Here is a 12,391-nt window from a genome sequence, read left to right on the forward strand (position 1 = left end):
ACGACGCAGGGCCCCGTCCGGGAGACCGGCGGGCCTCAGAGGTTTGACCGATGCGTTTCGCCCACTTCTTCGTCGACAGACCGATCTTCGCGTCCGTCACGTCGATCGTCTTCCTGATCCTCGGCTTCGTGGCCTACGAGAGCCTGCCGGTCTCGCAGTACCCCGAGATCGTGCCGCCGACCGTGACGGTGCGCGCCTCCTATCCGGGCGCCAACGCCGAGACCGTGGCCGCCACGATCGCGACGCCGATCGAGCAGGAGGTCAACGGCGTCGACAACATGCTCTACATGACGTCGTTGTCGACCAACGACGGCAACATGCTGCTGACCGTGACCTTCAAGGTCGGCACCAACCTCGATATCGCGAACGTGCTGGTGCAGAACCGGCTGTCGGTGGCGCAGCCGCGCCTGCCGCCGGACGTGCGCAACCTCGGCGTCACGGTCCGCAAGGCCTCGCCCGACCTGATGCTGGTCGTGCACCTGCTCTCCCCGAACAAGACCTACGACCAGAACTACCTCGCCAACTACATCTACCTGAACATCCGCGACGAGCTGCTGCGCCTCGACGGCGTCGGCGACATCACGATCTTCGGCGGTAACGAGTACGCCGAGCGCGTCTGGGTCGACCCCAACAAGCTCGCCGCCTACGGCCTCTCGGTCACCGACGTCACGACCGCCCTGCAGGAGCAGAACGTCCAGGTGGCCGCCGGCCAGCTGAACGGTCCGCCGGCCGCCAAGGGCGAGGCGTTCCAGCTCGTCGTGCAGTCGCAGGCGCGGTTCAAGACGCCGGAGCAGTTCGCCGAGGTGATCATCAAGGCGCAGGACGGGCGCCTCGTCCGGGTCAAGGACATCGCCCGCGTCGAGATGGGCCAGAAGGACTACACGACCAACTCGTTCCTCAACGACACGCCCGCGGTGGGCATCGGCGCCTTCCAGCGGCCGGGCACCAACGCCCTCGACGCGGCGGCGTCGGTCAAGAAGGTGATGGAGGAGGTCAAGAAGAACTTCCCGCCGGACGTCGAGTACCGCATCGCCTACAACCCGACGGAGTTCATCGAGGAATCGATCCACGAGGTCTACAAGACGCTGTTCGAGGCGGTCGGCCTCGTCGTCATCGTGGTGCTGGTCTTCCTCCAGAGCTGGCGGACGGCCCTGATCCCGGTCATCGCGATCCCGGTCTCGCTGATCGGCACCTTCGCGGCGATGGCGGCCTTCGGCTTCTCGCTGAACAACCTGACCCTGTTCGGGCTGGTGCTCGCCATCGGCATCGTGGTCGACGACGCGATCGTGGTGGTGGAGAACGTCGAGCGCAACATGGCCGAGGGCCTGTCGCCGGGCGATGCCGCGCACAAGACCATGGACGAGGTCGGCGGCGCGGTCATCGCCATCGCGCTGGTGCTCGCCGCGGTGTTCGTGCCGACGGCGTTCATCCCGGGCATCTCGGGCCAGTTCTACAAGCAGTTCGCGCTGACCATCGCGGCCTCGACCCTGATCTCGGCCTTCAACTCGCTGACCCTGTCGCCGGCGCTCTGCAAGCTGCTGCTGGTGCCCCACCACGCCCGCAAGGAGCCGAAGTTCTTCCTGACCCGGTTCGTGAACTGGCTGGCGAACGGCTTCAACCGCGCCTTCGACGCCACGTCGAACGCCTATGGACGGTTGATCCGGGTCCTGACCGGCGGCATCGTCGGCCTCGGCGTGATGCTGCTGGTCTACGCGGCGGTGATCGCCGGGACGCTGCATCTGGCGCAGACGACGCCCACGGGCTTCATCCCCGACCAGGATCAGGGCTACCTGATCGGCGTCGTCCAGCTCCCCTCCGGCTCCTCCCTCGACCGCACCACGGAGGTGTGCCTGCGCGCCGCCAAGCAGGCCCGGACGGTCGACGGCGTGGCCAACGCGGTGATCATCGCGGGCTTCGACGGCGCCACCTTCACGAACACGACCAATGCCGGCGTGATGTTCCTGACCCTCAAGGGGGCGAAGGAGCGCGCCGAGCAGGGGCGGAGCGCCGCCGTGATCACCGGTGAGGTGCTCAAGGCCACGTCCGACATCCAGGAGGCGCGGGTCATCGTCATCCCGCCGCCGCCGGTCCGCGGTCTCGGCAACGGCGGCGGTTTCAAGATGCAGATCGAGAGCCGCCAATCGTCGGACATCGGTCCGCTCATGGCCGCCGCCGGCGAGGTCATCGCCCAGGCGAACCAGAGCGCGGACGTCCAGCGCGTCTTCACGACCTTCGACAACTCGACGCCGCAGCTCTTCCTCGACATCGACCGCACCATCGCGCGGATGCTGAACGTGCCGCTGGCCAACGTGTTCTCGTCGGTCCAGGCGGATCTCGGCGGCACCTACGTCAACGACTTCAACACCCTCGGCCGCATCTACCAGGTGCGCCTGCAGGGCGACGCGGCCTTCCGCACGTCGGTGCAGGACATCTCGCAGATCAAGGTGCGCTCCTCCACCGGCGCGCTGGTGCCGATGGGCACGCTCGCCTCGGTGCGGGACGTCACCGGGCCGCAGATCGTGCAGCGGTTCAACCTGTACTACTCGGTCCCGGTGCAGGGCGTGGCCAAGCCCGGCGTCTCGACCGGCCAGGCGCTCAACGCCATGGAGGAGATCGCCAAGAAGGCGCTGCCCGACGGCTACTCCTACGACTGGACCGAGATCGCCTACCAGCAGAAGGCGGCGAGCGGCACGGCCGGCGCGGTCTTCGCCCTCGGCGTGCTGCTGGTCTTCCTCGTGCTCGCCGCGCAGTACGAATCCTGGGCGCTGCCCCTCGCGATCCTGCTGGTGGTGCCGACCGGCGTGCTCGCCGCCCTGGCGGGCGTGCAGTTCCGGGGGCAGGACAACAACATCCTGACCCAGATCGGCCTGATCGTGCTCATCGGCCTCGCGGCGAAGAACGCGATCCTGATCGTCGAGTTCGCGCACGACATCGAGCAGCGGGAGCACCGCGGCCCGGTCGAGGCGGCGGTGGAGGCCTGCCGTCTCCGCCTGCGCCCGATCCTGATGACCGCCTTCGCGTTCATCCTCGGCACCCTGCCGCTGGTCGTGGCCACCGGCCCCGGCGCCGAGATGCGCCAGGCGCTCGGCACCGCGGTGTTCTTCGGGATGATCGGCGCGACCTTCTTCGGCCTGTTCCTGACGCCGGTCTTCTACGTGGTCATCCGCCACTTCTCGATCTGGCTGGGCCGATTCCGGAAGAAGCACACGCACGGCGATCCCGGCGGCGCCGCCCCGGCCCACGGCTGACGGCCAGCGCGGCCGCCAAGCCCGGGCCGCCAGAACCCGGAGGCCGCGCCGGATCCGCGAGGGTCGGGCGCGGCTTCCGCGCGACGGGCGGGGGGCGCCCGGTGTAGAGGCTCGCGGCATGCACGCCCTCGGTCGCCTGATTCTCGGGGCCTTCGCCCTCCTGCTCGCCGTCCCCGCGGGCCTCGCGGTCCTCGTCCTGGCGCTCCTCGTCGACCCGGACGCGCAGGCCTGGCTGACCGGCGGGGCGCTCGCCGGCCTCGACATGGCCCTGTCGGACCTCTCGGCCGGGCTGCCGCCGGAGGGGCTCGCCCTGTTCCTCGCCGGCCTCGCCAAGGCGCTGTTCGCGCTGCTGTTCGTGCCCCCGGCCCTGATCGGTCTCGGCGGTGAGATCCTCGGGCGCCGCGGCGTCCTGTGGTACGGCGCCGGCTGCGGGCTGCTCACCGCCGCCCTCCCCTGGCTGACGCGCGGCGCGCTCCGGTCCGGCGGAGGCGCCCGCGACGCCGCCCTCCTCGCCGGCGAGGCGCGCCTGACGCTGATCCTGTTCGCTGTCGGCGCCAGCGCCGGGCTGGTCTACTGGCTGGTGGCCGGGCGCGGCGCCGGCCTTCTCCGGGACCGGCATCGCCCGGAGGGGACCTGACGCTTCCCGCGACGCCGCCCTTGGCCCCGGACGCGCGGGCGCGCTACAGGGGAGCCGCCACGACACGGTTTCCGATGCTCGCCCTGCGCTCTCTCGCCTTCAACGTCTGCTTCTACGCCGTCACGACGGTCCTGGCCTTCGCCGGCCTGCCCATGCTGGTCTCCGGCCGGTCGGTGCTGCGGCTCGCCCGCGCCTGGGGGCGGATCACCCTGTGGCTCCTGCGGGTCGTCGCGGGGACGCGGGTCGAGTTCCGCGGGCTGGAGAACATCCCGCCCGGCCCCCTGCTGGTGGCGGCCAAGCACCAGTCGGCCCTGGAGACCCTGGCCCTCTGCACGGTGCTGCCGAACTTCGCTTACATCTTGAAGAAGGAGCTGCTGCTCATCCCGCTGATCGGCTGGTACCTGTCGCGCAGCGGCATGGTGGCGATCGACCGGTCGAAGGGCACCCGGGCCATGAGCCTGATGAACGCCGCCGCCGGCGCGGCGATCCGGGACGGGCGCCAGCTCATCATCTTCCCCGAGGGGACCCGCCGTCCGGTCGGGGCGCCGCCCGCCTACAAGCAGGGGCTCTCGCACCTCTACACCGCCCTGAACGTCCCCTGCCTGCCCGTCGCGCTGAACACCGGGCTGTTCTGGTCGCGCAACAGCCTCGTGCGCCGGCCGGGCCGGGCCGTGATCGAGTTCCTGCCGCCCATCCCCCCGGGCCTGCCCCGCCAGGCGTTCCAGGCGCTGGCCCAGGAGCGTCTCGAGACGGCCTCGAACGCCCTCGTCGAGGGCGGACTCCAGGGCCTCGCGGCCGAGGGGCACGCCGTGCCGGCCGACGAGGCGCCGGCCGCCGCCGACGCCCGTCGCTGAGCCGCTCGCGGGCGCGGTTTTCCGCGTCGGGCCGGTGCCCGGCGGCTTGTGGATAACGGGCATCGTCGCCACATCTCCCTCTAGGAACGTCGCCCTTGACGCCTGTGGATATCGCGCGTTAGGTTGGAACAAATGGCGAACAGAAGAGCCCTGTCCTGGTCGGCCGCGCTCCGCGACCTGAAGGACGATCGCACCCGGAGGCAGGACGTGCGTGAAGAACGCCTCAAGACGACCGCGGGTCTGCGCGGCTCCCCCGCGCTCCCGCTCTCGGCCTGGCGTGGCCGTTCCGGCCGGCGCTACGTGGTCGGTGTCCATCCGGCCGGGGGCTTCGACCTCGACGAGATGGCGCAGGCCGTGGTGATCGCCGTCCGCCGGGACAATGCCGGCATCGCCGAGATGGTCTCGGTGGCGAGCTCCAGCGAGAGCCCGCGCGACCATCTGCGCCGGACCTGGCTCGACCGTGTTCGTCGCCGGGGTGCCACCGAGATGCACGTGCACCGCCTCGCCGAGAACGAGGCCGAGCGGACGGCGATCGTCGAGGATCTGCAGGTCGACACCGTCGAGCCGGCGCAGGTCTGAGCGGAAACGCGCCGCGCAGGAACGGATCGCGTCCGTGGCGGTCGACCCCGGGCGGCGCTGCCCCAGTTTCGCCCCGTGCATGGCCTCAAGGCGGGGCCACGATGTCCCCGAGGGGACGGGGTCGGGGAGCGGAGCGCATGGTGCAGGATCGGACGCGGCCGGAGAGCGCCGCTGGGACAGCCCCGGTTCGGGGCGCGCGGCGATCCCGGCTCGGGCTGTTCCTGCCCTACATCCTGCTCGCCCTCGTGGTGGCGGGCTGGTCGGCCGGCTGGCTGTGGATGCGTGAGCGCGCGGCCAGCGAGATCGACGGCTGGATCGCCCGCGAGGCGGCGGCCGGGCGCACCTGGACCTGTGCGGACCGGTCCCTCGGGGGCTACCCGTTCCGCCTCGAGCTGCGCTGCAGCGCCGTGACCCTCGAGCGCGCCGACGGCCGCTTCCGGCTCGGGCCGAGCACCGCCGTGGCGCAGATCTATCAGCCCCGCCTCGTCGTGTTCGAGAGCGTCGGGCCGTTCCATGTCGAGCAGGGCCCGCTGACGGGCGACGCGTCCTGGACCGCGCTCCAGGGCAGCTTCCACGGCGCGGCGGGAGGGTTCACCCGCGCCTCGCTGGTCGTCGACAATCCCGACATCTCCGTGACGGGCGCCGAGCCCGACCCGATCGCGGTCTCGGGCCGGCACCTGGAGCTGCATGCCCGGCCGAGCCCCGGCCGGTTCGAGTCCGACGGCGCCGTGGATATCAGCCTGCGCCTGAACCAAGCGGCGGTGCCGCAGCTCGACGCCCTCACCGGGACGCAGGATCCGGCCGATCTGGCCGTGGACGCGACCTTGACCCAGGCCACCGTGCTGCGCACCGGGACGGTGGCGCGCGAGCTGGAGCGCTGGCGTCAGGCCGGGGGCGCCCTGGACCTGACGGCCCTGTCGCTGGCCAAGGGCCCGCAGCGCGTCCAGGCGAAGGGCACGCTCGCCCTCGACGCCGCCCACCGCCCCGCGGGTCAGGTCGATCTGCGGGCGGCCGGCGTCGACGCGCTGGTCGGCAGCATCGTCGGCCAGCGCTTCGGCTCGGACAAGGGTGCCCTCGTGGGCCAGCTGGTCGGCGGACTCCTGGGCCTGGCCCAGCGCCCCAACCCGGGCGCGCCGGCCGACGCGACGCCGCTCAAGGCGCTCCCGCCGCTGCGGCTCGTCGACGGGAAGGTCGTCTTCAGCGGCTTCCCGATCCCCAACGTCTACGTGCCGGCGCTGTACTAGGCGACCCGCTGACCCGGGTCGCGGACCTGCTCGGCGTCGCGAGATCGGCTATAGAGGGCCCATGGCCTCATCCGCGTCCCCGACTCGCGTCAAGATCTGCGGGCTCAGCACCGAAGCGACCCTGACCGCCGCGCTGGAGGCCGGGGCGGACTGGATCGGCCTCGTGCACTTCCCGCGCAGTCCCCGGCACGTCTCGCTCGCGCAGGCCGCCGCCCTGGCGGCCCGCGCCCGCGGGCGGGCCGAGCGGGTCATCCTGCTCGTCGATCCTGACGACGCGCTGCTCGCCGCGGCGGTCGAGGCGGCGGATCCGGACCTCATCCAGCTCCACGGGAGCGAGAGCCCGGAGCGCGTGGCGGCGATCCGCGCCCGGACCGGGCGGCCGGTGATGAAGGCGATAGGCGTCGCGACGTCGACGGATCTCGCGGCGATGCCCGCCTACGCGGCGGTGGCCGACCGGATCCTGCTGGACGCCAAGGCCCCGCCGAATGCTGCCCTGCCGGGTGGCAACGGCCGGCGCTTCGACTGGGAGATCCTGCGCGGTGCCGCGCTCCCGGCCGGCACCATGCTGTCGGGCGGTCTCGATGCCGGTAACGTCGCCGACGCCCTCGCCCGCACGGGGATCGGCGCGGTCGACGTGTCGTCCGGCGTCGAGACGGCGCCCGGTGTGAAGGATCCGGCGCGGATCGCGGCCTTCGTGGCCGCCGCGCGCGGCGGCCGCTGAGGCCCCCGGCTCAGCGCGGGGCCGGAAGGGCCGTCCGGCCCGTATTGGGCACCGTGTAGGCGCCCGAGGTCTCGGTCTCCGGCGCGTAGGCCCGCAGTCGGGTCGCCTCGCGCTCGTGCCGGACGGCCTCGCGGCGGTGGTAGCGCGCCCGCGCCCGGGTCTTGCCCTGACCCAGCCACGTGAAGATGCCGCCCACGACGATGCCGAGGGCCACCGCGCCGAACAGGATCGCGTAGAGCGGGAGATCGACGCTGAAGACCGGCGCGTCCACGTTGAACGGATCGAAGGAGAGCCGCACCGGCGCGCGGTTGGCCACCGCCAGGAGGATCACCAGGGCGGCGATCGGCAGCAGCACGAGGCTCTTCAGGAAACGGATCATCGCGCTCACAGGTCCTTCCTACTCGGCGGCCGAGGCATTCTCGCCGATCCCGGCGGCGTTGAGGCGCTGGCGCATCTCCTTGCCGGTCTTGAACACGGGGATCGCCTTCTCGGACACGGCAACGGCGGCACCCGTGCGCGGGTTGCGTCCCCGGCGCGCCTCGCGGCGCTTGACCGAGAAGGCGCCGAAGCCGCGCAGCTCGACCCGGTCGCCGCGGGCCAGCGCGTCGGAAATGGTGTCGAGGATCGCGTTGACCAGGATCTCCACGTCGCGCTGGTAGAGATGCGGGTTCTGCTCGGCGATCTTGAGGACGAGCTCCGACTTGATCATGGCGTGGGATCTTCTCGCGGGATCGGGGCGGGCTGCGCGGCGGCGGTCGTTCAGGGTTCCGGGCGCCAGAGGGCGAGCATCCCGCCCCGGGCGGCCTCGGCCTCGGCGCCGACGGCCCGCAGCCGCGCCGCGAGGCCTTCCAGGCCGAGGAGGTCGGCGCCGATCCCGGCGGCGGACCAGAGGGAGAACCGGCTCTCCGAGGCGGGCTTCCAGTCCTTGATCGGCAGGTTCGCCTGGACGCCGCGGGCGCTCTCCAGCCACGCCACCGCCTGCCGCTCGCCCCCGAGTTCGTCGACCAGCTTCAGCGGCACGCTCTGGCGCCCGCTGAACACCCGGCCGTCCGAGACGGTGCTGAGCTGCGCCGGATCCATGCCGCGGCGCTCCGCGACGAGGCCCTTGAACCACGCGTAGGTGTCGCCGACCACGGAGGCGAGCGCGGCGCGCGCCTCCGGCGAGGTCGGGGTGAAGCCCGAGGGCTCGGCCTTGAGCGGCGACGACTTCACCGACTCGACCTTGACGCCGACCTTGTCCAGGAGACCCGAGAAGTCCGGGTACTGGAACAGCACGCCGATCGAGCCGACCAGACTGGTCTCGCGCGCGACGATGTGATCGGCCGCGATGGCGGTGATGTAGGCGCCCGAGGCGGCGGTGCCGTCCACGAAGGCCACGATCGGCTTCTTGGCGGCGAGCGCCCGGAGGTTGCGGAAGATCTCCTCCGAGCCCGTCGTGGTGCCGCCCGGCGAGTTGATCGAGACGATCACGCCCTTCACGGCGTCCGAATCGCCGACCCGCTTCATCAGCTTCGCGGTGGCCTCGCTCCCGGCGATGAAGCCCGAGACGGAGATGCGCGCGATCTGCGGCTGGACCGCGAAGGCGCCGTCCGCGCCCGTCCGCACCCGGTACCCGAGAGCCCCGACCGCCACGATGAGGCCGCCGACGCCGAGCACGCGCCAGAGGGACAACCTGCGGCGCAGGCGCCGCCGGTCAATCAGCAGTTCGGCATCGGCTGCCATGCTGTCGCTTCCCCTAAAGCACCCCGACCGGCCCCTCGACGGGGTGCGGGAGGCGTACCCCCGCGCCGGGCAAGTCCTTGGTTTCCTTCGGCTCGCTCGGTCCGAGCCGTGCGAGGCCGGTGTTCTAGAGCATTTTCCGCGGGCGTGGATACGGGGCGCGCGAAGAAAATGACGGGGCGGCGGGCCGCTGTCGCGTCGGACGGCGCGACCGGGCTCGCGGCCCGCGTTCGGCAACCTTGAATTGTCGGTGCCAAAAGAAAAACCCGCCCGGGACCGGGGTCCCGCGCGGGTCACGACGCGGCGGATCCGCCGCCCGGACAGGCCGGGCGGCGGAGGCCGTCGCTCACTCGTCGTCGGAGCGCTTCTTGTTGAAGGCGGCGCCGAGGATGTCGCCGAGCGAGGCGCCCGAATCGGCGGAGCCGAACTGGGCCATGGCCTCCTTCTCCTCGGCGACCTCGAGGGCCTTGATCGAGACCTGCACGCGGCGGGCCTTCCGGTCGAACTGGACGACGCGGGCGTCGAATTTCTCGCCGGCGGCGAAACGCTCGGGACGCTGGTCGCCGCGGTCGCGGGCGAGCTCGGCGCGACGGATGAAGGTCTGCATGTCGGTGTCGACGATCTTCACCTCGACGCCGGCATCCTTCACCTCGATCACCTCGCAGGTGACGATCTGGCCCTTCTTGATCTCGCCGGCCTCGGCGAAGGGGTCACCGCCGAGCTGCTTCACGCCCAGCGAGATCCGCTCCTTCTCGACGTCGACGTCGAGAACCTGGGCGCGGACCATGTCGCCCTTCTTGAACTCCTCGATGACCTGCTCGCCGGGACGGTTCCAGTCGAGATCCGACAGGTGGACCATGCCGTCGACGTCGCCCTCGAGGCCGATGAACAGGCCGAACTCGGTCTTGTTCTTGACCTCGCCCTCGACCTCGGAGCCGACCGGGTGCTTCTCGGCGAAGGCCTCCCAGGGGTTCTGCAGGGTCTGCTTGAGGCCCAGCGAGATGCGGCGCTTGACCGGATCGACCTCCAGGATCTGAACCTCGACCTCCTGGGAGGTGGAGACGATCTTGCCCGGATGGACGTTCTTCTTGGTCCAGCTCATCTCGGAGACGTGGATCAGGCCCTCGATCCCCGGCTCCAGCTCCACGAAGGCGCCGTAGTCGGTGATGTTGGTCACGCGGCCCTTGAGCTTGGCGCCCTCGGGGTAGCGGGCGGCGATGCCCTCCCACGGATCGGCCAGCAGCTGCTTGATGCCGAGCGAGATGCGGTGCGTCTCGTGGTTGATCTTGATGATCTTGACCTTCACGGTCTGGCCGATCGTGACCACTTCGGACGGGTGGTTCACGCGGCGCCACGCCATGTCGGTGACGTGCAGCAGGCCGTCGATGCCGCCGAGGTCGACGAATGCGCCGTACTCGGTGATGTTCTTGACGACGCCGTCGATGACCTGACCTTCCTCAAGGTTGGCCACCAGCTCCGAGCGCTGCTCGGCGCGGCTCTCCTCGAGGACCGTGCGGCGCGACACGACGATGTTGCCGCGGCGCCGATCCATCTTGAGGATCTGGAACGGCTGCGGGGTGCCCAGCAGCGGGGTGACGTCGCGGACCGGACGGATATCGACCTGCGAGCGCGGCAGGAACGCCACGGCGCCGTCGAGGTCGACGGTGTAGCCGCCCTTGACCTGGTTGAAGATCGTGCCGGTGACGCGGTCGTTGTTCTCGAACGACTTCTCGAGCTTGACCCAGCTCTCCTCGCGGCGCGCCTTGTCGCGCGAGATGACGGCCTCGCCGAGCGCGTTCTCGATCCGGTCGACGTAGACCTCGACCTCGTCGCCGACCTTCAGCTCGCCCTCGCGGCCGGGACCGGTGAATTCCTTGAGCGCGACACGGCCTTCCGTCTTGGCGCCGATGTCGATGACGGCCACGTCCTTCTCGATCGCGACGACGCGACCCTTGACGACGGAGCCTTCGGTGATCTCGTGTTCGAGGAAGCTCTCCTCGAGGAGGGCTGCGAAATCCTCGCGGCTCGGGCCACGCCCCAGAGCGGTACCTGCGGTCATTCTGTCTCCTGAACGGCCCCCGGCGGAGGCCCGTTGCGTCGGCGGCTCGCGTTGCAGGCGCCCCCGTTCGCCGCGGCCTTCCCGGAGTCTTTCGGGAGAGGCGACCGGTCCCGTGGGACCCGGTTTGCCGACGCGTCGATACGGATGACGAGGGCGGTCCGTCCGGCGGCCCGGCGGGCGCGCCAGAAGACGAGCGCGCGAGGGCGGATCCGGGAGGACGCGCGTCCCTTACAACATCGCCCTTGCGACTTCAACCGATTAGGGTTTTAGGCTCGGCGGGAGGCGGACGGTCCGCGGAGACCGGGCGGTCTTGCCGCCGGCGGCGGTTTTGGCGAACGTGTCCGCCATCGAACACTCGCGGTCGCGCTTCCGCGAATCGAGGGGGGCATCGCCGGACCGGCCGGGATCCGGGCCGGTCCGGCGATGCGGGGCGTGTTAGGGGGTGAAGCGTGCGGCGTCCTGATCACGACTTACGGGTTGACCACCGTCGGCGCGGCGGGACCGCGCGATCCGGGGGCTGAGCCTCCGATGCCGAACGGGTACAGCACCCCGATGGAGATGCTGGCGCGCAAGCTCGACAGCATCTCGCGCCTGGCCGATTCCGACCGCGCGGCGCTCCTCGACCTGCCGCACACGGTCCGGAACCTGCCGGCCCGCCACGACATCGTCCGGTTCGGCGACCGGCCGACCCACAGCTGCCTCGTCCTGCAGGGCTGGGTCTACCGCTACGCCGCCCTCGCCGAGGGCGGGCGGCAGATCCTGTCGTTCTACATCGCGGGCGACCTGCCGGACCTGCAGAGCCTTCACCTGCACCGGATGGATCACAACCTCGGCACCCTCACGCCCTGCGTCGTGGCGCTGATCGCGCATGACGACCTGCGCGCGGTCCTCCTGAGCAATCCGGGGCTCGCCGGCACCCTCTGGCGCGACAGCCTCATCGACGCCGCCCATTACCGGGAGCGCATCACCAGCCTCGGGCGGCGGCAGGCGCTCGGCCGCGTGGCCCACCTGTTCTGCGAACTGTACCTGCGGCAGAAGGCGGTCGGGCTCGCGCGCGGCCTGAGCTGCCCGCTGGTGCCCAAGCAGTCCGAACTCGCCGACGCGCTCGGTCTGACCAGCGTGCACCTGAACCGGGTCCTGCGCACCCTTCGCGGACGCGGGCTCGTCACGCTCAGCGGCGGCCTCCTGACGATCGAGGACTGGGACGCGCTGGCGGAGGTCGCGGAGTTCGACCAGACCTTCCTGCACCTCGCGAACAATTCGATCCCGGCCCGCGAGGCCGCCGAGGCGGTCTAGGGGGCGGGCCGGCGGACTGTCCGGCGGACTGTCC

General features: G+C 71.2%; 11 protein-coding genes. 7 read left to right on the forward strand and 4 right to left on the reverse strand.

Annotation, left to right across the window (positions count from 1 at the left end):
• Positions 1-50 precede the first annotated feature (50 nt).
• From BKE41_RS13510 to BKE41_RS13535, 6 genes are all read left to right on the forward strand, one after another.
• A complete protein-coding gene (locus BKE41_RS13510; RefSeq protein WP_012319405.1) occupies positions 51-3,248 on the forward strand; it encodes a multidrug efflux RND transporter permease subunit in 3,198 nt (1,065 codons plus the stop codon).
• Between the two features lie 118 nt (positions 3,249-3,366).
• Positions 3,367-3,885, forward strand: a complete 519-nt coding sequence (locus BKE41_RS13515) for a hypothetical protein (protein ID WP_070999558.1) — start codon at positions 3,367-3,369, stop codon at positions 3,883-3,885.
• A 74-nt stretch (positions 3,886-3,959) separates the two neighbouring features.
• The gene (locus BKE41_RS13520; RefSeq protein WP_063110464.1) at positions 3,960-4,739 is read left to right on the forward strand and encodes a lysophospholipid acyltransferase family protein; all 780 of its coding nucleotides are present in this window, start codon (positions 3,960-3,962) and stop codon (positions 4,737-4,739) included.
• 132 nt (positions 4,740-4,871) lie between these two features.
• On the forward strand, positions 4,872-5,318 hold the full coding sequence (locus BKE41_RS13525; protein ID WP_012319408.1) for a hypothetical protein: 447 nt from the start codon (positions 4,872-4,874) through the stop codon (positions 5,316-5,318).
• Between the two features lie 137 nt (positions 5,319-5,455).
• Entirely contained in the window at positions 5,456-6,562 is a 1,107-nt protein-coding gene (locus tag BKE41_RS13530; RefSeq protein WP_070999559.1) for a DUF2125 domain-containing protein, read from the forward strand.
• Positions 6,563-6,623: 61 nt separating this feature from the next.
• A complete protein-coding gene (locus BKE41_RS13535; protein WP_058607025.1) occupies positions 6,624-7,283 on the forward strand; it encodes a phosphoribosylanthranilate isomerase in 660 nt (219 codons plus the stop codon).
• Between the two features lie 10 nt (positions 7,284-7,293).
• On the opposite strand, the gene BKE41_RS13540 is transcribed toward BKE41_RS13535, so the two are convergent.
• The 4 genes from BKE41_RS13540 to rpsA form a co-directional block, all read right to left on the reverse strand.
• Positions 7,294-7,662: a LapA family protein gene (locus BKE41_RS13540; protein ID WP_012319411.1), complete on the reverse strand. Its 369-nt coding sequence runs from the start codon at positions 7,660-7,662 to the stop codon at positions 7,294-7,296.
• Between the two features lie 18 nt (positions 7,663-7,680).
• Positions 7,681-7,992 carry an integration host factor subunit beta gene (locus BKE41_RS13545; RefSeq protein WP_012319412.1) on the reverse strand — a complete coding sequence of 104 codons (312 nt, stop codon included), beginning with the start codon at positions 7,990-7,992 and terminating at the stop codon, positions 7,681-7,683.
• A 50-nt stretch (positions 7,993-8,042) separates the two neighbouring features.
• A complete protein-coding gene (gene sppA / locus BKE41_RS13550; protein ID WP_012319413.1) occupies positions 8,043-9,005 on the reverse strand; it encodes a signal peptide peptidase SppA in 963 nt (320 codons plus the stop codon).
• A gap of 343 nt (positions 9,006-9,348) precedes the next feature.
• Entirely contained in the window at positions 9,349-11,061 is a 1,713-nt protein-coding gene (rpsA, locus tag BKE41_RS13555) for a 30S ribosomal protein S1 (protein WP_012319414.1), read from the reverse strand.
• Between the two features lie 528 nt (positions 11,062-11,589).
• On the opposite strand from rpsA, the gene BKE41_RS13560 reads away from it, so the two are divergent.
• Positions 11,590-12,357, forward strand: a complete 768-nt coding sequence (locus BKE41_RS13560) for a Crp/Fnr family transcriptional regulator (protein WP_063110463.1) — start codon at positions 11,590-11,592, stop codon at positions 12,355-12,357.
• Positions 12,358-12,391: the final 34 nt, after the last annotated feature.

Source organism: Methylobacterium sp. C1, from assembly GCF_001854385.1.
Lineage (GTDB): Bacteria > Pseudomonadota > Alphaproteobacteria > Rhizobiales > Beijerinckiaceae > Methylobacterium > Methylobacterium radiotolerans.